The sequence below is a fragment of the Rhodococcus sp. GXMU-t2271 genome (assembly GCF_041414735.1).
Taxonomy (GTDB): domain Bacteria; phylum Actinomycetota; class Actinomycetes; order Mycobacteriales; family Mycobacteriaceae; genus Rhodococcus; species Rhodococcus indonesiensis.
In genome coordinates this window covers 1-21,185 of record NZ_JAUIZP010000035.1, presented here as the reverse complement: position 1 = coordinate 21,185, position 21,185 = coordinate 1, and the positions used below count along the sequence as shown (strand labels likewise).

The 21,185-nt window shown below is 71.3% G+C and carries 13 protein-coding genes; 9 read left to right on the top strand and 4 right to left on the bottom strand.

Annotation, left to right across the window (positions count from 1 at the left end):
- Positions 1-61: 61 nt before the first annotated feature.
- Complete coding sequence (locus tag QYS60_RS13540) at positions 62-1,078, bottom strand: ABC transporter substrate-binding protein (RefSeq protein ID WP_371383427.1); 1,017 nt, start codon at positions 1,076-1,078, stop codon at positions 62-64.
- Positions 1,079-2,181: 1,103 nt separating this feature from the next.
- Between QYS60_RS13540 and QYS60_RS13535 the strand changes: the two genes are divergently transcribed.
- Positions 2,182-2,802 carry a LysE family translocator gene (locus QYS60_RS13535; protein ID WP_371383426.1) on the top strand — a complete coding sequence of 207 codons (621 nt, stop codon included), beginning with the start codon at positions 2,182-2,184 and terminating at the stop codon, positions 2,800-2,802.
- Between the two features lie 337 nt (positions 2,803-3,139).
- Here QYS60_RS13535 and QYS60_RS13530 read toward each other — a convergent pair whose 3' ends face one another.
- Positions 3,140-3,748 (bottom strand): helix-turn-helix domain-containing protein, encoded by a 609-nt coding sequence (locus tag QYS60_RS13530; protein ID WP_371383438.1) that lies wholly within the window; start codon positions 3,746-3,748, stop codon positions 3,140-3,142.
- 157 nt (positions 3,749-3,905) lie between these two features.
- On the opposite strand from QYS60_RS13530, the gene QYS60_RS13525 reads away from it, so the two are divergent.
- The 3 genes from QYS60_RS13525 (at position 3,906) to QYS60_RS13515 (ending at position 6,245) form a co-directional block, all read left to right on the top strand.
- Positions 3,906-4,694, top strand: coding sequence for an aldolase (locus QYS60_RS13525; RefSeq protein ID WP_210062589.1), 789 nt, complete (start codon positions 3,906-3,908; stop codon positions 4,692-4,694).
- Positions 4,695-4,734: 40 nt separating this feature from the next.
- Positions 4,735-5,619 carry a dihydrodipicolinate synthase family protein gene (locus QYS60_RS13520; RefSeq protein ID WP_371383425.1) on the top strand — a complete coding sequence of 295 codons (885 nt, stop codon included), beginning with the start codon at positions 4,735-4,737 and terminating at the stop codon, positions 5,617-5,619.
- A 161-nt stretch (positions 5,620-5,780) separates the two neighbouring features.
- Positions 5,781-6,245, top strand: a complete 465-nt coding sequence (locus tag QYS60_RS13515) for an N-acetyltransferase family protein (RefSeq protein WP_371383424.1) — start codon at positions 5,781-5,783, stop codon at positions 6,243-6,245.
- 361 nt (positions 6,246-6,606) lie between these two features.
- On the opposite strand, the gene QYS60_RS13510 is transcribed toward QYS60_RS13515, so the two are convergent.
- On the bottom strand, positions 6,607-14,343 hold the full coding sequence (locus tag QYS60_RS13510; RefSeq protein WP_371383423.1) for an amino acid adenylation domain-containing protein: 7,737 nt from the start codon (positions 14,341-14,343) through the stop codon (positions 6,607-6,609).
- A gap of 175 nt (positions 14,344-14,518) precedes the next feature.
- On the opposite strand from QYS60_RS13510, the gene QYS60_RS13505 reads away from it, so the two are divergent.
- Genes QYS60_RS13505 through QYS60_RS13490 form a run of 4 tightly spaced genes read left to right on the top strand, consistent with a single transcriptional unit; the run spans position 14,519 to position 18,801 of the window.
- A complete protein-coding gene (locus QYS60_RS13505) occupies positions 14,519-15,685 on the top strand; it encodes an isochorismate synthase MenF (protein ID WP_371383422.1) in 1,167 nt (388 codons plus the stop codon).
- Positions 15,682-16,452 carry a 2,3-dihydro-2,3-dihydroxybenzoate dehydrogenase gene (locus QYS60_RS13500; protein WP_289377525.1) on the top strand — a complete coding sequence of 257 codons (771 nt, stop codon included), beginning with the start codon at positions 15,682-15,684 and terminating at the stop codon, positions 16,450-16,452. Before QYS60_RS13505 ends, QYS60_RS13500 begins: the two co-directional genes overlap by 4 nt.
- A gap of 15 nt (positions 16,453-16,467) precedes the next feature.
- A complete protein-coding gene (locus QYS60_RS13495; protein WP_371383421.1) occupies positions 16,468-18,117 on the top strand; it encodes a (2,3-dihydroxybenzoyl)adenylate synthase in 1,650 nt (549 codons plus the stop codon).
- A gap of 30 nt (positions 18,118-18,147) precedes the next feature.
- Positions 18,148-18,801, top strand: coding sequence for an isochorismatase family protein (locus QYS60_RS13490; protein ID WP_289377523.1), 654 nt, complete (start codon positions 18,148-18,150; stop codon positions 18,799-18,801).
- 7 nt (positions 18,802-18,808) lie between these two features.
- Here the strand turns inward: QYS60_RS13490 and QYS60_RS13485 are convergent, their stop codons facing one another.
- A complete protein-coding gene (locus QYS60_RS13485; protein WP_371383420.1) occupies positions 18,809-20,644 on the bottom strand; it encodes an ABC transporter ATP-binding protein in 1,836 nt (611 codons plus the stop codon).
- 76 nt (positions 20,645-20,720) lie between these two features.
- On the opposite strand from QYS60_RS13485, the gene QYS60_RS13480 reads away from it, so the two are divergent.
- Positions 20,721-21,158, top strand: a complete 438-nt coding sequence (locus QYS60_RS13480) for a MarR family winged helix-turn-helix transcriptional regulator (RefSeq protein WP_003936762.1) — start codon at positions 20,721-20,723, stop codon at positions 21,156-21,158.
- The last annotated feature ends 27 nt before the right edge of the window (positions 21,159-21,185 follow it).

The following is a 21,185-nucleotide window of genomic DNA, read 5'->3' as shown; positions in this document are numbered from 1 at the left end:
GGGTGTGCGACGAGCACGGCCCCCGGGTCGCCGGACGCGGGGGCCGTGGGTGCCGGGAGGGCTACTGCTGCTGGTTCGCGGGCAACGCGGCGAGTGCCTGATCGATGGAATCGAGTGCGAGCAGCGCGGTCTCGTAGGTCGCGGCGTGGGAGTGCCGGACCGGGACCAGGTTACCGGCCTGCACGGCGGGCAGGGCCTGCCACAGCGGGGAGGCCATCAGCTCCTGCAATTCGGGCGAGACGGAACCGTCGGCCTCGACGCCGTAGACGATGACGTCGACGTCCCCGAGGTTCCGGCCGATCTCCTCGACGGAGAGATACTCGCCGTGCACGGCCTCGGGGTCGGCGGGCTGACCGGGGAACTGCAGGTCGAGGTCCTGGAAGAGGTTGGTGGTGTACGAGGAGGCGTACTCGCGGTAGAACTCACCCGGCTCGGTACCGCACACGTTGCAGACCCCGGCGAAGGTCAGGTTCCCGAGGGTGCCGCGGTACTTGCCGGCGATCTCGGCGGCACGCGCCTCGTACTGCTCCTTGTACTCGCCGTACTCCTCGGAGACGCCGGCGGCGTCGGCGTACTGCTCGCCGAGCACGCGCCAGTCACCGGGATCGGTCAGGCCGAGGAAGACCACCGGAGCGAGGGCCTCGAGTTTGGCCGTGTCGAGCTGCGACTGCACCCGCGCGGGCACGCCCATGATGATCAGGTCGGGCGCGGCGGCGGCCACGGCCTCGTAGTCGAGTTCGCTCACGGCGCCGTCCGGCGCCACCTTGGGCAGGGCCTCGTACGCGGCCGCGGTCTCGGCGTCCATGTTGTCGAGCTCGCGGGTCCATTCGCAGGCCGCAGCCAGGTTCGCCTCGGCCTGGAGCAGCGGTAGGACCGCGTACCCGCAGGCGACGATGCGCTGCGGATCGGCCGGGATCTCGACCGACCCGTTTTGCGCCTCGAACGTGCGCGTGGTGCTCGCGCTGGACTCCTCACCGGTGTCGGTGTCGCTGCCGCATCCCGCGAGGCCGATCGCCAGCATCGCCGCCGCGCCGATCGCCGCGGCGTGGCGCACCCGGCCCAGTCCCTCAACCCGCATCGCTCACTCCCACATGTCTGTTCGCCGGGCATCCGCCCGGGCTCAGTTGGTTAGGCTAACCGAACCTACTCTGCGCGCCAAGCGCTACGTTCCCGGACCACGGCGCCCCTCTACACACGTCGCGTCGGTCCGAGCCGCCGGCTCCCCCGCCCACCGCGTCGCCACCACCTCAGCCGCACACGCACCGCCCCTCCGCGACGGCGCCCCGCCTCATACCACCGCTCCGGCCGGCACAGTATCGGCGCGCCCCCAGGCCGGCAGGCGTGACGCCCGGTTCTCCGACTCACACGTTCCCAGGGCTCAGTCTGTGGGCTCAGTCTGTCTTTTCGGTTTCCGAACTCCTGCGTTACGAACCGGGAGTCAGGTGCCAAGGTTCGATGACGCAATCTCCAAGGGGCGTCCCCGGGTACAGACTCGCCGGGTACCGAATCTCCGCTGGTTGTCAGCACACGCCGGGAGAATGATCCGGTGGCGCTCAGGGACCGGCAACGCACGAGATCGCGTACCAAGTGGCCGACTGCGGCCTTCTGGATCATCACGTTCTTGTTCGCATACGCATTGCGCGATCTCTTCGGCTGGTGGGCATGACTGGTGTATCTCGGCGCAGGACTGGCAATTACCTGTTTCTGACGGAAGCGGCGGCAACGCAGTCGATATATGATCTTGTTCGGCTCGAGCCGCGCAGTGCTGGTCGCCATGGCACCAGCCATGTCCATGGTCGCCGCTCAGCGGATGGCGGCGACGGGAGAAACCCGACACCCGAAACGTGAGGGAACTCGGATCTACTTGGATCGCCGATCCCGCCGGCGCCGGTTCCGCGGCAATCCCGGAGAGCGTCCGCTGTCGCACACCGCACCACCGGCAAAGAACGACGGCCCAAGGAGATCGCACCGCGCCCTCCCTATGCCGGTGTGGACCACAGGGGACGGTACGGCCGACCCTGCCGCAACCCCGACCTCGGCGAGGCAGCAACACCGCCTCGGTGGACACCCTCGCCTCCGTGGAGACGGCCCCCTCGCCGGCGCGGTCGGAGTTGAACGCAGTGCGGAACCCGACGGCAGGGCGGCACCGACCCGATCCTGGAGAAATGGCACGATGACGCGATGAGCATCGGTAGCTATCTTGCCCTGATGGGCGTCTGGCTGGTCGGGGTCGTCTCCCCCGGACCGGATGCTGTTGTGGTGATGCGACAGTCGGTCCTGGGATCCCGCCGACTCGGGATGGCCACAGCCCTCGGAATCGCCACAGGAATCGCGGTCTGGGTCACCGTGGCGATGCTGGGTGTGGCGGCCGGACCACCGAAGGTGCTCGCCGCCGTCCAGATCCTCGGGGCGGTGCTGCTGCTGTACCTGGCCATGGCGACCCTCCGGGCGCGGCCACTCACCGACACCACAACGGTCGCATCACCGCGATCGCCCTCGACATCCTTCGCCCTCGGCGTCGCCACCAACATCACCAACCCGAAAGCGGTGATGTTCTTCATGGCCGTGTTCGCCACACTGATACCGCAGCACGCTTCCGGAGTAGACAAACTCACCGCGGCGGTGTTGCTGATCGCCTCCGAAACCGCGTGGTTCGGCGCCCTCGCCTGGTTCGCATCCGCGAAAGCCGTCGACCACTGGCTGCGGTCCCATGCCCGCGCGTTCGCCCGCACCACCTCCGCGGTCCTGACGATTCTCGCCGGGGTCGCACTGTGGTCGGGCACAACAGAACTACTTGCCTGACCCCCGGGCGACCTCTAGTCGGGCGCACCGGCCCGGCCACCCCCTCCACTCGGGCAATCGGAGGGTGCCACGTCCACGACCTCCGCGTACTGCTCCCGCGCAACCGCATCTGCGCGCGACGGGCTCGCCGCAGGGCCCGTACCCCCAGATTCCCGAGACCCTCATTTCGACGATGCCGAGAGGATAACGTCACCCCTCGACTACGTGCGCGACCCTGCTGCGCGCCGGTTCTCCGGCCTGTCGGAGGGTTTCATCGCCCCGGACGGGGACATCGGCGGAAGTCAGAGGGCCGGTGTGCCTACCGTTCAGGTCGGGACACCCTCGGGAGAGGCGGCGTTCAGCTGCTGGACGTCGGCGTTGTGGGCGCGCAACGCTGCGCGGACTTCGACGCCGGCGCGGCGTCGGCACTTTCGCCGTCCCGGTCGTGGACGACCACAATCAGCACGGCGCGTGACGGCGACACCGATCGGACGCGATGGGGGGTATTCGCGTCGAAGTAGAGGCTGTCCCCCTCGTCCAGGGTGATCACCTGATCGGGGATGCTCACCTCGACAGCCCCCTCTTTGACGAAGATGAACTCTTCACCCGGGTGCTCCATGTAGTCGGATCCGGGTTGCGTCGTCGGGTGAACAATGAACGGCTGCATAGATTTACCGATCATGCGGGTGGCGACGGCGTCGTAGACCGCACTCCCGTCGCGCTCGTCGACCTGCGCGCGCTCATCTCGCCGTTCGACCGTCATCATGCTGTTGTCGGGGCTGTCGGAGAACAGCTGACTGACATCGGCGTCCAGGGCCCGCGCGATCTTCAGCGCGACCGCGATCGACGGTGTACTGATCCCTCGCTCGACCTTCGACAGGTAGCTCTTGGTCAGCCCGGTGCCCTCGGCGAGGGCCTCCAAGGTCAACCCCGCCCGGCGTCGATGCGACCGCAGTAGCGCCGCCATCGTGTCCACACCTCCCTCTCGGTTGCGCCCGCGAAGACAGGCGTCCCCGCACACGCCCACCCTACCGACCACATCACCAGGTTGCACTATAGGACACTTTGTGTCCTATAGTGCTCTACGTGTCATGAATTTGTCCCTGTTGAAAGGAGCCCCAAGGATGGCGACAACGATGAATCTCGGCAAAGCCGAGTTGATGGAGACCGCCAAGAAGACCATGCGCACCGAGGTCGCGGCGGCTGAGTGGACGGACCGACAGAAGATCGCCCTGACCTGCCGGGCTCTGTTCGATGCCGGACACGACTCCGGTCTGGCGGGCCAGATCTCCGCGCGCGGCGAGGCGCCGGGGACCTTCCTCACACAGCGGCTCGGTCTCGGCTTCGACGAGATCACCGAAAGCAACCTGCTCCTCGTCGACGAGGACCTTCAGGTTCTCGAAGGCAGCGGCATGGCGAACCCGGCCAACCGGTTCCACAGCTGGATCTACCGGGCACGGCCGGATGTGAACTGCATCGTCCACACGCATCCTCTGCACGCGGCGGCATTGTCCATGCTCGAGATCCCCCTGCAGGTCTCTCAGATGGACGTCGCCCCGCTCTACGACGACTGTGCGTTCCTGCCGGACTGGCCGGGAGTTCCAGTCGGCAACGAGGAGGGCGAAATCATCTCTGCCGCGCTCGGGGACAAGCGCGCGATCCTGCTCGCCCACCACGGCCAACTCGTCGTCGGATCAACCATCGAAGAGGCGTGCTCGCTGGCGCACCTGATCGAACGGGCGGCTCGCTTGCAACTGCTCGCGATGGCGGCCGGCGAGATCAAGCCTCTTCCTCCACGGCTGGCGCGGGAGGCCCACGACTGGACCCTCACCCCACGCCGCAGCGACGCCAACTTCGGCTACTACGCACGCAAGGCCCTGCGCTCGCACCCGGACGCGATCGACTGTCACTGACCCCGGCCACCCACCACCCGAATCCCTCTTGGAGTGCACCTTGACCACAATCAGCGGAATCGTTGCGTACCCCGTCACACCGTTCGACAACCGAGACCCCGACACGATCAACGTCGACATCCTGCACCTGCTGCTGGACCGCATGATCGATGCAGGCGTCGACGCGATCGCGCCTCTCGGGAGCACCGGAGAGAGCGCCTACCTCGACCACAACGAGTGGATCACCGTCGCAACCGAAACCATCCAGCACACCGACGGCCGGGTGCCGACGGTCGTCGGAGTCTCGGACCTGACCACTGCCGGCACGATCCGTCGCGCGCAGATCGCCGAACGCCTCGGCGCCACGGCCGTGATGGCGCTGCCCACCTCGTACTGGCGCCTCACCGAGGAAGAGGTCCGGCTGCACTTCACCACCCTCGCCGAATCGATCGGAATCCCGGTGATGGTCTACAACAACCCAGCTACCACCGGCATCGACATGACCGCCGAGTTCCTGTTCGACCTCGTCACCACCGTTGAGAACATCACGATGGTCAAAGAGTCCACCGGCGACATTGCGCGCATGCACCGCCTGAACGAACTCAGCGGCAACACACTTGCGTTCTTCAACGGCAGCAACCCGCTGGCGCAGAGGGCCTTTCAGGCGGGGGCCGCAGGCTGGTGCACGGCGGCACCGTGCCTGATCCCGCACCGGATCGTCGAGTTCCACCGCGCGATCACCACGGGCCGGGAGGACGAGGCGGCCGAACTCTTCGACCGGCTCCGTCCGCTCCTCGACATGATCGTCAGCCGCGGGCTTCCGGCCACGATCAAGGCGGGCCTGCGCAGCGTCGGCGTCGAGGCGGGAACCCCGCGCCGGCCCCTGCTTCCCCTCGATGAACCCGAAACCACCCGACTCGAGGAACTCATCGCCGCCTGCCGGTGACGGGCCACCACCGCTCGTATTTCCGCGCAGCACTGCTCGAACGCTGCCTCTCGCTGGGCGCAGCGCATCCCGCATCGAACTTCGCAGGCGCAGGGCCCGCGGACACTACGCACTGGTACCGCTCGACCCGAGATCTTCGAACACATACAGGAGCAACCGAATTGGCAACGACCACCCCTACGACGGTCCGACCGCTCGCCCCCGCCGACGAGACTCGCTGGCGCGTCCTCTTCCGTGAATACCGCACGTTCTACAAGCTGCCCGAGTCAGAGGACGTCGTCTCCCGCGTATGGGGATGGTTCATGGATCCCCGACACGAATGCAAGGCGCTCGTCGCGGAGGCGCACGGCGAGATCCTCGGGTTCGCACACCACCGTCGTTTCTCCTCGCCCTACACCGGCACCACCGGTCTCTTCCTCGACGACCTGTTCACCGACCCCGCGGCCCGGGGCCGGGGTGTCGGACGTGCACTGATCGAGCGTCTCACCGAGATGGCCGCAGCCGAGGGCCGCGCCGTGGTGCAGTGGGTGACCGCCGAGGACAACCACCGAGCCCAGGCGCTCTACAACACCCTCGCCACACGAACGAACTGGGTCACCTACGAAGCCCAGCCCTCGGCGAAGTGATCACTGCCCCATGAGCGGGTTCCTTGCATAGACCCTTCGAGTGGCGCCTGTGCTGGGGCGGCAAGATGCGAGTCGATCCCTTGCCCCGCCGCCCCAGCACCGCCGATCCGGCCGCGCAGCGGCACTCCGCCGGGAGGGTCCCCGTCGTGCGTTCCACATCTCGGCCGTGGCGTGGACCGATCCGCGGGCAGGATTCGACGCCGAGAGACCGGCCACGCTGCCGAGTCGGGACTCGGATACAGAACTCGCGCTCCAGCGCATCTGCTGTCCACCGGCGGGCGATCGAAGAGCACGTCGTCACCCGGCGGTGGACGGCCCGAATCAGTGATGCCGCGTGCTTCATTGCCCAGGGCGGTGAAACTCATCCGAACTCCAGGGCGAACTCGTCGATCTCGGACTGGTCGAGGTCGCTCAGCGTCAGATCGGAGGGCGTGAAGCCGCCCGCGTCGTCGCGCGCGGCGTGGTCGGCGAGCGCACACAGTGCCGCGACCCAGCCATGCGCCAACTCGGCGACGACGGACGCCGGCACGACGCCGGTGGCGTAGCCCCACGTCGCGCGGAGCACCGGTCCGGCCGGCGTCTCCTCGGTGACGGCACCGACCTCGATCGCGTGGCTCACCGGCATCGCGTCGTCGGTGGCGCCACCGAGCACGTCGGCCTCCGGAGCGGCCGTCCACGGCGCGCCGGTCCCCTCACCGAGGGTCAGCCGGCCGAGATAGTTGAACCCGATCTCCGCTGCCGGCGCGGCCCCGAGTTCGGTCCGGGACTCGGGATCGAGGTGCCGGAGCATGCCGAATCCGATTCCGCTGTCCGGGATCTCCCGCAGTTGCTCCTTGACCAGTTTGAGCGCCGCGCCGGCGGCGTCCCCACCGGCGAAGGCCTCGGCGAGGTCCACCCCCGACACGTCGAGACGGACCGGATACAGGGTGGTGAACCAGCCGACGGTGCGGGACAGGTCGGCGCCGGGCACCACCTGCTCCTCGCGTCCGTGCCCCTCCCGGTCCACCGGGACCGCCCCACCGCCGCACGCCCGGCCCACCGTCAGCGCCAGGGCGGTGAGCAGCACGTCGTCGACCCCGGCGCGGAAACGCTCCGGCACCGTCGTCAGCAGCGCCTCGGTCACCGACGCCGGAACCTGCACCTGCACCCGCGAGACCGTCGCCAGCGTGTCACGCGCCGGATCCACACCCCGCCCGGCGATTCGCACGCATCCGGCCGGTTCGAGGGCGCGGCGCCACAATGCCAGTTCGCCGCGCCGCGCCGGAACCTGCTCCAGCAGTCCCCGCGCCCACGTACGCAGAGGCGTTCCCCCGCCGGCCGGTTCGGTGCCCTCGCACGCGGCGGCCAGGTCCGGGACCAGGATCCGCCACGAGACCCCGTCGACCACCAGGTGGTGTATCACCACCAGGATCCGACCCGGACGGTCCGGCCCGGCGTCGAAGAAGACCACCCGCAGCATCGCGCCGGTCTCGGGATCGAGAGCGGCGCAGGCGACGTCGGTCTGCTCGGACAGCACCGACGAGCACGCCCGCTCGTCGAGGCCACGGACGTCCACCCGGGCGACGAGCGTGGCGGGAGCGACCGCCTCCACCGGACGGATGTCGAAGGTCCGTGCGGTCGGATCGAACACGGCGCGCAGGGCGTCGTGTGCCGCGAGCACTCGGCCCACCGCGCCCACCAGGGTGGCGAGGTCGAGCCCGGCGGGTGCGATCAGCAGCCGGGACTGGGCGAAGCTCCGGTAGGGACCACCGCGGTCGAGGAGGTCGTGCACGATCGGGGTCGCGGGCACGAGCCCCAGGGCCGCGGTTCGATCCGTCGCCTCCGCCACCGGGTCGACCTGCACGATCCGGGCCAGGCCCGCCGGGGTGCGGTGTTCGAACACGTCGCGCGCGGCGAACCGCAGTCCCGCCGCGCGAGCACGCGACACGAGCTGGATCGAGACGATCGAATCGCCACCGAGGGAGAAGAAGTCGTCGTCCGGACCGACGGCGTGCAGGTGCAGCACCTCGGCCACCACCGCGCACAGGCGCCGCTCGAGGTCGTTCGCCGGGGCGCGGGACGCACCGGCGGGTGCGAAGACCGGAGCGGGCAGCGCCCGCCGATCGACCTTGCCGTTCGGGGTGATCGGGAACGCGTCGAGCACCACGATCGCGGCCGGCACCATGTGCTCGGGCAGGCGGCGGGACACGTGCTGCCGCAACGCCTCCGGGTCGGGTGCCGCGCCGACGACATAGCCGACGAGCCGGCGACGGCCCGGCTCGTCCTCCCGGGCCACGACCACGCAGCCCGCGACCGACGGGTGCGTCGACAGCACGGTCTCGATCTCGCCGAGTTCGATGCGGAACCCGCGGATCTTGACCTGATCGTCGCTGCGGCCGAGGTATTCGAGGACCGGGCGGTCGCCACCGACGTCGAGCCACCGCACCCGATCGCCGGTGCGGTAGAGGCGGATTCCGGAGGCACCGAACGGATCGGCCACGTAGCGGGCCGCACTCGGCCCGGGGCGGTTCAGGTAGCCGCGGGTCACACCGGGCCCGCCGACGTACAACTCCCCGGCCACACCCGTCGGCACGAGGCGCAGGCGCTCGTCGAGCACGTACACCCGGGCGCCGTCGATCGGCGCCCCGAGGTGCGGGCGCGCGCCGCCGATCTCGGCGACGGTGGCGTCGACCGTGCACTCGGTGGGGCCGTACATGTTCAGCGCCCGCACCCCGTCGATCGACCCGAGCGTCGACCACAGGTCCGCGGACACGGCCTCCCCGCCGACGGCGAGCAGGCCCGGCCGGTGCGGTGCCGCGGGATCGCACAGGCCGGCGGCGAGCAGTTCGGTCATGAGCAGCGGTACGCAGTCGACGGCGTCGATGCGGTGGGCTCGCACGTAGTCCACGGTGGCGGCGGCGTCGGCGAGCAGGTCGGCGTCCGGCAGGTACAGCGCGTGCCCGGCCAGCATGGACAGCAACGGATCGATCGAGGAGTCGAACGACAGCGCGTAGGTCAGCAGCACCCGCAGCGGCCGGTCCTCCGCACGGCCGACGGTCCGGCGCCGCTGGGTCGCGACCAGGTTCACGACGCCGCGGTGCGGCACCACGACGCCCTTGGGGAGGCCGGTCGAACCGGAGGTGTAGACGACGTAGGCGGCTCCGTCGCCGGAGACGGCGCCGGGACGCTCGCCCGGCTCGAGCGGGGTGTCCGGGAGCGTCGGGTCCACCGCGGCGAGCGCGACCTCGTCGAGGACGAGGACGGGCCGGCAGTCGGCGAGCATGTGCTCGATGCGTTCGGCCGGGTACCCGGGATCGACCGGCACGTAGGCGCCGCCGGCCTGCCACACCGCGAGGGCCGCAACTATCGCGTCGGTGCCGCGCGGCAGCATCAGCCCGACCACCGTCTCGGGTCCCACACCGCGGCGGATCAGGTGCCGCGCGAGCCGACTGGTACGGGCGTGCAGTTCCCCGAAGGTGAGCGTCCCGGTGGCGGTGACCAGCGCGGTCGCGGTCGGGGTGCGCCGCGCCTGGCGGGTGAACAGCTCACCCAGGGTATCCACGCCGACGTCTTCGATCTCGTCCATACATACGTACGGGCTGCCGGAGCGGAGACGGTCACGTTCGTCGTCGGCGAGCAGGTCGAGCGCGGACAGCCGGGTCCGCGGATCCGTCGCGAGCGCCTCGAAGGCACGCACCACGCGCCCCGCGAGCGCGTCGGCGGTGGGCGCGTCGAACAGGTCCCGCGCGTACTCCACCCGCACCCGCAGGCCGTCGCCCGCGTCCTCGACAACGTCGAAGGTCAGGTCGAACAGGGCGGCGCCGGTGTCGACGGTGGACACCCGCGGTTCCAGGTCTGCGAAGGCGTCGACGACCGGCGGGGTGCGGTGCTGCACGAGCACCTGGAACAGCGGGTGCCGGCCGACGCTGCGGGACGGGTTCAGGGCCTCGACAAGCCGGTCGAACGGCAGGTCCTGATTCGCGTAGGCGTCGAGGTCGGTGCTGCGGACCCGGGCGAGCAGTTCGGCGAGCGTGGGATCGCCGGACAGGTCCGTCCGCAGCACCACCATGTTGACGAAGAACCCGACGAGGCCGTCCAGTTCAGCGGCGGGGCGGCCCGCGGTGGGCGAGCCGATCGGGAGGTCCTCCCCCGCGCCGCTGCGCGCGAGGGCGACAGCGACCGCGGTGTGCACGAGCATGAACATCGTGGCGCCCGCACCGCGCGCGACGGCCCGCAGCGCATCGGCCACGTGCGACGGGACCGTCCGTTCGACCGTGCCGCCCGCGAACGTGGCCGTCGCGCCGCGCGGCCGGTCGGTGAGCAGGGCGAGTTCCTCGGGCATCCCGTCCAGCCGGGCGCGCCAGTAGTCCAGCTGTCGATCCGCGAGTCCGCCTGCACCGCCGAGTATCTCGCGATGCCACACCGCGAAGTCGGCGTACTGCACCGGCAGCGGCGACGGCGTCCAGGTGCTTCCGGCGGCCGCCGCGGCGTAGGCCGCGCCGAGTTCGCGCAGCAGGATCGGGGCGGACAGTTCGTCGGCGGCGACGTGGTGCACGAGCACCAGCAGCACAGCCTCCGCGGATCCGCCGTCGAAAAGCGCCACCCTGATCGGGATCTCGCGTTCGAGATCGAACGCGTGCCGCGCCTCGGCCGCCACCGCCGCGTCCAGGTCGGCCGCCGCGACGGTGCGGGCGGTGAACGGCACGCCGGGTGCGGCGAGCACGCGCTGCCGGCCGACGCCGTCGTGGTCCTCGAGCACGGTGCGCAGGACCTCGTGCCGGTCCAGTACCGCGCGCACCGCGCCGCGCAGCGCCACCGGATCGGGGACACCGCGCAGGCGCAGCGTCAGCGGCACGTTGTAGGTCGGGCTCGGACCCTCGAGCCGGAACTGGAACCACAGCCGCTGCTGCCCCGCCGACAGCGGCGCGTGCTCGCCGCGTTCGACCGGACGCAGCGGGATCCGCAGGGCCGCAGCGTCGTCCGGGCACTGCGCGGCGAGGGCCTCGACGGTCGGGTGGTCGAAGACGGTGCGGATCGGCAGTTCCACGCCGAGCGCGTCGCGGACCTTCGCGATCAGCTTGGCCGCCGCGAGGGAGTGACCGCCGAGGAGGAAGAAGTCGTCGTCGACGCCGACGGTGTCGAGGCCCAGGACGTCCGCGAACACGGCGCACAGCAGGCGTTCGCGTTCGGTAGCGGCCGCGCGGCCGCCGACGAGGGCCCCGAAGTCCGGTTCCGGCAACGACGTGCGGTCCACCTTCCCGTTGGTGGTGAGCGGCAGCGCGTCGAGGAACACGAACGCCGACGGCATCATGTGCGCCGGCAGCCGCCGCGCCACGCGCTCGCGGGCCGCCGCCGCGTCACCGCCACCGCCCACCAGGTAGGCGACGAGCCGCGCGGTGCCGGTGGGGTCGGGACGCGCCACGGCGACGGCCCGCGCGACGCCGGGCAGTTCCTGCAGAGCCGCCTCGACCTCGCCGAGTTCGACGCGGAAGCCGCGGATCTTGACCTGGTCGTCCCGGCGGCCGCGGTAGACGAGGTGGCCGTCCGCGGTCCACCGCAGCACGTCGCCGGTCCGGTACATGCGGCTTTCGTTGTCGCCGAACGGGTTTGCCACGAACCGCGCCGCGGTCGCGCCGGGCGCGCCGAGGTAGCCGCGCACCACGCCGGGGCCGGCGACGTACAGTTCGCCGTCCACGCCCTCCGGGACGGGCTCGAGCGCGGCGTCGAGCACGTAGGCCCGCAGGTTCGCCACCGGCCGGCCGATCACGGGTTCCGCCGCGTCCCCCACCTCGGCGACGAGGACGTCGACGGTGCCCTCCGTGGGGCCGTAGAAGTTGAACGCGGCGCGGTCGCGGTCGCGCAGGCGTCGCCACAGGGTGTCGGTGACGGCGTCGCCGCCGAACCCGAGGGTCGGCACGTCGGGCAGCAGGTCGGCCTCGACGATCTGCTCGAGTTGCGCGGGCGACAGTTCGACGAAGTGCCACCCCTCGTTGCGGGCGAGTTCGGCGAGCCGGTGCGGGTCACGCTGGGTGACCTCGTCGACGATGCTCAGCTCGTGCCCGTCGAGCAGCCACAGGTGCGGGCCCCACGAGGCGTCGAACGCGAACGACCAGGCGTGCCCGACCCGCAGGCGGTCGCGGCCGGCCTCGGCGCGGGCCCGGGAGAAGACGCGCTCGCGGTGGCTGTGAAAAAGGTTGACGGCGCCGCGGTGCGGGACCTCCACGCCCTTGGGCCGGCCGGTCGAACCGGAGGTGTGGATGATGTAGGCGACGTCGAGCTCGTGCAGCGGACGGCCGCGGTCGGCGTGGGTCAGCGGCTCGGCGTCGTAGCCGGACAGGTCCAGCCCGTCGAGGTTCACCGGATCGGGTAGGCCCGCGGTGCCGGAGATCTCGGCGATACGTGCGGCGCCGTCGCCGCCGGTGAGCACGACACCGGGCGCGGTCTCGGCGAGCACGTGGGCGAGCCGCTCGGGGGGATGGTCGGGGTCCAGCGGGACACCCGTCGCACCGGCCTCGAGGACGGCGAACAGCGCAACCAGCGTGTCGGCGCGGCGCGGCAGTGCGACGGCGACGCGCCGCTGCGGACCGAGCCCGAGGCTCAGGAGATGACGGGCGAGGCGGCGCGAGCGCGCGGCCAGTTCACCGAAGGTCAGGGCGGTGGCCGCATCGCGCACCGCGGGTGCGTCCGGGTCGCGGGCCACCTGCGCGGCCAGCAGGTCCGGCAGCGTGAGACCCGCAGGGACCGGCAGGTCGTCGCCGCTGCGCTCGACGAGGAGGCGGCGGCGCTCGCCGGGGTCGAGGATCTGCAGCCGGGCCAGCGGCCGGTGCGGGTCGGTGAGCGCGGCGACCTGCGTGAGGAGCAGTTCGAGCCGGCGGGCGTGCCGCTCGAGGTCGTCGGCGGTGTAGGCGTCGGCGTCCGCGTCCACCCAGATCTCGAGGCCACCGGTGTGGTCGAGCGGCCGCACGGTGACCATGAAGTCCTGCAGCGGGCCCCGGGCCACGGAGTGCACCGCGGCGTGCAGGTCCGCGAAACGCAACCGGTCGCCGAACGGTTTGACGTTGACGGAGGGCCCGACGACGCCCCGGGAGCCGGCGGGCAGCCGGAGGTCGTTCTGGATGTCCTCCCCGCGGTAGCGGTGGTGCGGGCGGCAGTCCGCCACCGCGGTGCGCACATCGCCGACGAGGTCGGCGAGGGTGCGGGCGGGGTCGGGACGCAGGCGCAGCGGTACGACGTTGACTGCGGACATCGGTACGGTCGCCGCGGCGCTGCCCAGCCGGTTCATCACCGGAAATCCCACGATCACGTCGCCGCGTCCGGTCGCGGCCCGCAGGTACGCGGCGACAGCGGCGGTGACGACGTCGCCCCAGCTCGCCCCGATGGCCTTGCCGAGCCGCGAGAGTCCCTGCTGCTGTTCGGCGGTCAGGGTCAGACGCAGACCCCGGCAGCGGACGGCGATGCCGCCGGGACCGTCGGCGAGGGCCACGGCGTCCTCGGCGCCGTCGAGGTACCCGGCCCAGAAGTCCCGGTCGGCGGCGAAGTCCGCGGACGCGCGGTAGGCGGCCTCCTCGGCCACGATGGGGGCGAGCGGGGCGAACCTCGCCGGCGGCACCGGGCGTCCGAGCACGTCGGCGGTGTAGCGCTCGGCGATGCGCCGGGTGAGCAGTCCGAAGCCGTAGGCATCGATCACCAGGTGGTGGATGCACAGGTAGAGAATCGCGTGCCGGTCGTCGAGCCGGAGCACGGCGGCCCGCAGGCAGAGTTCCCGCGCGGGGTCGAGTACGCGCGTGTGGTCCTCGCGCATCCAGCGCCGCGCGGCCGCTTCCGGGTCGGGTTCGCCGCGCAGATCGACCACGGCGGGGTCCGGCGGCTCGTGCGCGCCGGGACGGATGACGACCGACCCGTCGGCCTGCGCGACGAAGGCCGCGGTCAGCACCTCGGCCTCGGCGACGGTCTCCCGGACCGCGCGCGTCACGGCAGCCACGTCGACCTCGCCGCGGAGTTCGACGCATTCCGCGGTGTTGAAGACGGGGTTCGCGGGGTCGAGCTGCTGGGCGAACCACACGCCGGACTGGGCCCGCGTCAGCGGAAACTCCGAGGTCGACAGGCCGGACGTGGGCACGATCGATCCCCTTTCTACGGTCGAATTCGACTGTGCCGTATCGCATCACGAGCCGTGAGGTCGGTCCGGCGCGAAACGTGACGATACCAAAGGTTAGGCTAACCGTATATGTTCTGCTGGGTCGGGTGCGCGGCACCACGACCGTCCCTGTCACCGCTACGAGAGGTCTGTGCACATGCAAGCACCGGTCGCCGCCCGCGGCACCGCCGCCTCGCGGCAGGTCGATACCGCCGCCTCGCGGCAGGTCACGGCCGCCGCCCCGTTCGTGCTGTCGCGTCCGCACGGCACCGTCGTAGCGGACGGCGTCGACGTCCGGTTCGACTCGGCCGACGAGGCCGCAGCCGCGCTGCGCGCCGGCTCGGTGGCGGCCGTCGTGGGCGCCCTGCCGTTCGCCCCCGATCACCGCGCCGCGCTCACGGCACCCGTCGCGCTGCGGCACGAGCCCGACCCCCTCGGGGACGGCACCGTCCCGCTCGCGCCGGTGCGGATCGCCGCGACGATGCCCGCCGAGGACGAACACCTCGACCGGGTGGCGACGGCGTTGCGGCAGCTGCGCGACCCGGCCGACGACCTGGCGAAGGTGGTGCTGGCCCGGGCACTGCTCCTGCGGGCGGACGCACCCGTGGCACCGATGTCGCTGCTCGCCCGGCTGGCCGGAAACGACCCCGCCGGCAACGGTTTCGCCGTCGACCTCACCGCCGCCGGCGGGGCGTGGACCGGCCGGCATCTCGTCGGTGCCAGTCCCGAGGTACTCGTCCGCCGCCGTGGCGATCTCGTCACCTGTCATCCGCTGGCCGGGTCCGCACCCCGGCATCCGGACCCCGAGGTGGACGGGCGCACCGCGCAACGTCTCGCCGCATCGGAGAAGAACCTCGCCGAGCACGCCCATGTCGTCGAGGCTCTGCGCGCGAGTCTCGACCCGCTGTGCAGCGACCTCGACATCCCCCGTACGCCGACGCTGACGAGCACCCGGCAGCTCTGGCACCTGGGCACCCCGATCTCGGGCCGGTTGCGGGACCGGTCGGTCACCGCGCTCGACCTGGCTCTGGCCGTGCATCCGACCCCCGCGATCTGCGGCACGCCGACCGCTGCGGCCCGGGCACTGATCCGCGAGCTGGAGGGCGACCGCGGCTTCTACGCCGGTGCCGTGGGCTGGGCCGACCGGGACGGTGACGGCGAATGGATGGTGACGATCCGCTGCGCCGTCCTCGACGCCGACGGCACCACGCTCACCACCCATGCCGGCGGCGGCATCGTCGCCGGGTCGGATCCGGCCGACGAACTCGCCGAGACCACAACGAAGTTCGGCACAGTGCTCGACGCGCTCGGGGTACGGCGATGAGCCGGTCCGTCACCCTCGTCGTCGGCGCCGCCCACGGCATCGGCCGCGCCACCGCCCGCACCCTCGCGAAGGCCGGGCACCGCGTCGTCCTCGCCGACCGGGATCTCGACGGCCTGGCCGAGACCGCCGCGCTGCTCGACGTGCCCGCCCCCGTGCACGGTCTCGACGTGTGCGATGCGGCCGCCGTCACCGAGACGGTCGCGCACATCGAAGCCGAGCACGGACCGGTCGACGCGCTGGCCCACGTCGCGGGTGTGTTCACCACCGGATCGGTGCTCGACTGCGATCCCGCCGAATGGCGGAAGATGTTCGACGTCAACGTCACCGGCCTGGTCAACGTGCTGCGCGTCGTCGGCCGCGGGATGCGCGAACGCCGGCACGGCGCGATCGTCACGGTCGGTTCGAACTCGGCGGGCGTGCCCCGCCTCGGGATGGGCGCCTACGGGGCGTCGAAGTCCGCCGCCCACATGATCGTCCGGGTGCTCGGTCTCGAGCTGGCCCGGTTCGGGGTGCGCGCCAACGTCGTCGCGCCCGGTTCCACGGACACTGCGATGCAGCGGTCCCTGTGGCCGGATCCGGCCGACGACGCGGGTGCCCGCACCGCGATCGACGGGGACGCCGCCTCGTTCAAGGTGGGTATTCCCCTGGGCCGCATCGCCGAGCCCGCCGACATCGCCGACGCCGTCGAGTTCCTGCTCTCCGACCGCGCCCGCCACATCACCATGCAGACCCTGTACGTCGACGGCGGCGCCACGCTGCGCGCCTGACCCGAAAGGACCCCCGTGACGATCGCCGCCACCCGGACTCCCCTGGCCGCCACCGCCGGTTACCCGCGGGAGTTCGCGGAACTCTATCGCGCCGCAGGCTACTGGACGGACGAGACGTTCGTCCGGTTCCTGTCCGCACGGGCCGACCGCCACGGCGGGCGCATCGCGATCGTCGGCCGCGACACCCACGGCTCCGAACGACGGATCACTTACCGCGAGTTGTCCGATACGGCGGACCGGATCGCCGCGGGCCTCGCGGCGACCGGGGTGCAGCGCGGCGACCGGGTCCTGGTGCAGCTGCCCAACATCGTCGAGTACACCGAGGTGGTCTTCGCGGTGTTCCGTCTCGGTGCGCTGCCGGTGTTCGCATTGCCCGCGCACCGCAGCGCCGAGATCGGGTACTTCTGCCGGTTCACCGACGCCGCCGCATACGTGATCGCCGGCGAGCACGGCGGATTCGACTACCGGGGTCTGGCCCGGCAGGTGTGCGCGGATCTCGACCGACCACCCGTCGTGGTCGTCGCCGGCGACGCTCAGGAGTTCACCCCGCTCGATGCGCTGCGCGAGCACGAGCCGGACGTGCGCGCCGACGTCGACCCGGAATCCGTCGCGTTCCTGCAGCTCTCGGGTGGGACGACCGGAACCCCGAAGCTGATCCCGCGCACCCACACCGACTACCTGTACTCCGTGCGCGAGTCGGCCCGCATCTGCGGCGTCGACGCCGGCACCCGGATGCTCGTGGTTCTGCCGGCGGCACACAACTTTCCGATGAGCTCACCCGGGATCCTCGGGGTCCTGCACGCCGGCGGCACGATCGTGCTGGCGCCGGACCCGAGCCCCGACACCGCCTTCGAGCTGATCGAGCAGGAGCGGATCACCATGGCGTCGCTCGTGCCCCCACTCGCACTGGCGTGGCTGTCGGCGCGGGCCCGCACCGGCCGCGACTTGTCGTCGCTGCAGGTCCTGCAGGTCGGCGGCGCGAAGTTCGGCGCCGAAGCGGCCGCGCGGGTGCGGCCCGAACTCGGCTGCACCCTGCAGCAGGTGTTCGGGATGGCGGAGGGCCTGGTCAACTACACCCGGCTCGACGACCCCGACGCCACCGTCGTCGGTACGCAGGGCCGTCCCGTCAGCCCGCACGACGAGATCCGGATCGTCGACGACGAGGATCGGCCCGTCGCCCCCGGTGCGACGGGCCATCTGCTCACCCGCGGCCCGTACACGATCCGCGGCTACTACGCCGCACCCGAGCACAATGCGACGGCGTTCACCCCCGACGGGTTCTACCGCACCGGCGACCTCGTGCGCCTGACCGAGGACGGCTACGTCGTCGTCGAGGGCCGCGCGAAGGACCAGATCAATCGGGGTGGCGAGAAGATCGCCGCCGAAGAGGTGGAGAACCACCTGCTCGCCCACCCGGGTGTCCTGGACGCCGCGGTGGTGGCCGTGCCCGACGCCTACCTCGGGGAGCGCACGTGCGCGTTCGTCGTCGCCGACGGGACAGCGCCGAAGACCCCGGCGCTGAAGGCGTTCCTGCGGGAACGGGGACTGGCCGCGTACAAGATCCCCGACAAGGTGGTCCTCGTCGACGCCTTCCCCGTCACCGGGGTGGGCAAGACCAGCCGCGCCGAGTTGCGTCGCGCGCTCGCCGCGACCCTGCAGCACTGAGCCCCCCGACGACAGAAAGCGAATCCTGTGATGGCCCTGCCGAAGTCCGTCTCCTATCCGCTGCCCACGGACCTGCCGGAGAACACCGTCGACTGGACGATCGATCCGCGGCGGGCGGTGCTGCTCGTGCACGACATGCAGGAGTACTTCGTCCGCGCGTTCGACCGCACGGCGGATCCGCTGGCAACGGTGGTGCCGAACATCGATGCGATCCGGCGGTCGGCGTACGAGGCGGGCATTCCCGTCGTCTACACCGCCCAGCCGGGCGATCAGGATCCGGCCGAGCGCGCACTGCTCACCGACTTCTGGGGCCCCGGCCTGGCCGACGACCCGGCTCTGACGTCCGTCGTCGCCGAACTGGCGCCGCGCGAGGACGACGTGCAGCTCACCAAGTGGCGCTACAGCGCGTTCATCCGCACCGACCTGCGGGAGCGGATGCGCGTGTGGGGCCGGGACCAGCTCGTCGTGACCGGCGTCTACGCCCACATCGGGTGCCTGAGCACCGCGCTGGACGGCTTCATGCAGGACGTGCAGGTCTTCGTCGTCGCGGACGGGGTCGCGGACTTCTCCCGGCGTGAGCACACCGAGGCGCTGCAGTACCTCGCGGCGCGATGCGCTGCTGTGGTGCCGACGGCGGATGCGGTGCGGCGCCTGCGGACCGGCGCCCTCTCCGTGTCCGGGTGAGCGGCGGTCACACGCCGACTTCCAGCGGTCGGGTGCGGGCCGCGAGCGCGGCGTATCTGCCGTCGCGGGCGAGCAGTTCGTCGTGGCTGCCTTGTTCCACAATGCGGCCGTGGTCGAGGACGACGATGGTGTCGGCGTCGCGGACGGTCGAGAGGCGGTGTGCGACGGTGAGGGTCGTGCGATCGCGGCGGGCCGCGTCCAGGGCGGCCTGCACCGCGCGTTCGGTCTCGTTGTCGAGGGCGCTGGTCGCCTCGTCCAGCACCAGGATGCGCGGGTCGCGCAGCAGGGTGCGGGCGATGGCGAGGCGCTGCTTCTCGCCGCCGGAGAAGCGGTGCCCGCGCGCCCCGACGACGGTGTCGTAGCCGTCCGGCAGCGAGCACAGCAGGTCGTGGATGTGCGCGGCGCGCGCGGCCTGCTCGATCTCGGCGTCGGTCGCGTCGGGCTTGGCATGACGCAGGTTCTCCCGGACCGTGGCGTGCAGCAGGTACGTCTCCTGGGAGACGACACCGACCAGGCTCGCGATGTCGGCGAGCGGCAGGTCGCGTACGTCGACGCCGTCGATCGTCACCCGCCCCGACGTGGGGTCGTACAGTCGCGCGACGAGCGACCCGAGAGTTGTCTTCCCCGAACCGGTCTCGCCGACGAGCGCGGCGTGTGAACCCGCGGGCACATCGAGGGTGATGCCGGCGAGCGCGTCCCGGTCGGCGCCGTCGTAGCGGAAGCGGACGTCGTCGAACCGCACGGCACCGGCGACGCGTTCGAGGTCCAGGTGCACCGGTTTCGTGGGTTCGCCGATCTCGACGGAGAGGTCGAGGTACTCGAAGATACGGCTGAACAGCGCCAGCGACCCGGTGACGGAGACACCCACGTCGAGCAGGCTCATCAGCGGCCGGAACAGGGTGGCCTGCAGACCGGTGAACGCGACGAGGGTGCCTATGGTCATCCCGCCCGACGTCGCGGGCAGGCCGGCGACGAGGTAGAGCAGGGCGGGGATGGCGGCGAAGACGATGTTCATCGTGGCCATGCGCCAGCGCCCGGACAACTGGGAGCGCACCTCGAGGTCGGCGAGTTCGGTGGAGGTGCGGGCGAAGCGCTCCGACATGGCCGGCCCGGTGCCGAGGGTCTTGCCGAGCAGGACGCCGCTGAGCGAGAGGCTCTCCTCGATCTGGGTCTGCATGTCGGCGAGCCGGCGCTGGCGCACGGTGGTGATCTCGCGGCGCATCAGGGCGACCTTGCGGGTGAGCCAGATCGCCGGCGGCAGCACCAGCAGGGACAGCAGCGACAACCGCCAGCTGAGCACCGCCATCGCGACGGCCGTGCCGACGACGGTGGTGACGTTGGAGGCGATCGAGGTCGCCGTGGAGGTGACGACGTTCTGCATGCCGCCGATGTCGTTGGTCAGCCGGGACTGGATCTCCCCGCCGCGGGTACGGGTGAAGAAGCCGAGGGACTGCCGCTGCAGATGGTCGAACACGCGGGTGCGCAGGTCGTGCATGACGTGCTGGCCCACCGTGGTGGAGATCCATGTCTGCACCACACCGAGGATCGAGGCGACGACGGTGACGGCGAGCATCGCGCCGACCGCACCGAACAGCAGCGGCACGTCCTGGTCGGGGATCGCGTGATCGATGAGGGTGCGGACGAGGAACGGGTTGGCGAGCGTGATCACCGACGACACCACGATGAGCGCGACGACGAGCGCGACCTGCCAGCGGTAGGGCGCGAAGAGCGCGCCGATGCGGCGCACGCTCACGGGCGACTCCTCGAGCTGGGCGCGGTCGCGGGGGTCGGGCTTGGCGGGGCGCATCGGCCCCGGCCCGCCGCCCGGCGGAGGCTGCATCATGCCCATCACCTCCTTCGTGAGGCAGGAAACGTACTTGTTGAGGTTGCCTCACTAAGAGGCAACCGTCAAGTGAGGTATGATCCGCATCATGTCCGACGTCCCCACCGACCCGGCGCTGCGCGACCTGCTGATGACCGCCACCCGCACGCTGCGCCGCCGCTGGCACGCCACCCTCGGTCCGTGGGACCTGTCCCCGCACGAGCACCGCGCGCTGCACGTCGTCGGACATTCTCCCGAGCCGCTGCGCCTCGGCGACGTCGCCAAGGCCCTGCGCATCGCGCCGCGCTCGGCGACCGAGGTGATCGACCGGCTCGAGACCCGCGGCCTGACCCGCCGCGTAGCCGACCCCGCCGACCGTCGCGCCGTGTGCGTCCACCTCACCGACGAGGGCCGCCGCATCACCGCCGAACTCGATGCCGCGCGCGACGCCGAGGCCACCGAGTTCTTCGCCCACCTCGACGGCCCCGAACGCACCGAACTCGCCCGCCTGCTCACGAAGCTCGCCGACGGGTGACTGCCGCGACGAGCGGGAGCTTGTTGC

Excerpts from the sequence above, each read along its gene's own strand:
- QYS60_RS13540 (WP_371383427.1), bottom strand. The coding sequence starts at position 1,078 with ATGCGGGTTGAGGGACTGGGCCGGGTGCGCCACGCCGCGGCGATCGGC.
- QYS60_RS13535 (WP_371383426.1), top strand. The coding sequence starts at position 2,182 with ATGAGCATCGGTAGCTATCTTGCCCTGATGGGCGTCTGGCTGGTCGGG.
- QYS60_RS13530 (WP_371383438.1), bottom strand. The coding sequence starts at position 3,748 with ATGGCGGCGCTACTGCGGTCGCATCGACGCCGGGCGGGGTTGACCTTG.
- QYS60_RS13525 (WP_210062589.1), top strand. The coding sequence starts at position 3,906 with ATGGCGACAACGATGAATCTCGGCAAAGCCGAGTTGATGGAGACCGCC.
- QYS60_RS13505 (WP_371383422.1), top strand. The coding sequence starts at position 14,519 with ATGCAAGCACCGGTCGCCGCCCGCGGCACCGCCGCCTCGCGGCAGGTC.
- QYS60_RS13500 (WP_289377525.1), top strand. The coding sequence starts at position 15,682 with ATGAGCCGGTCCGTCACCCTCGTCGTCGGCGCCGCCCACGGCATCGGC.
- QYS60_RS13490 (WP_289377523.1), top strand. The coding sequence starts at position 18,148 with ATGGCCCTGCCGAAGTCCGTCTCCTATCCGCTGCCCACGGACCTGCCG.
- QYS60_RS13485 (WP_371383420.1), bottom strand. The coding sequence starts at position 20,644 with ATGATGCAGCCTCCGCCGGGCGGCGGGCCGGGGCCGATGCGCCCCGCC.
- QYS60_RS13480 (WP_003936762.1), top strand. The coding sequence starts at position 20,721 with ATGATCCGCATCATGTCCGACGTCCCCACCGACCCGGCGCTGCGCGAC.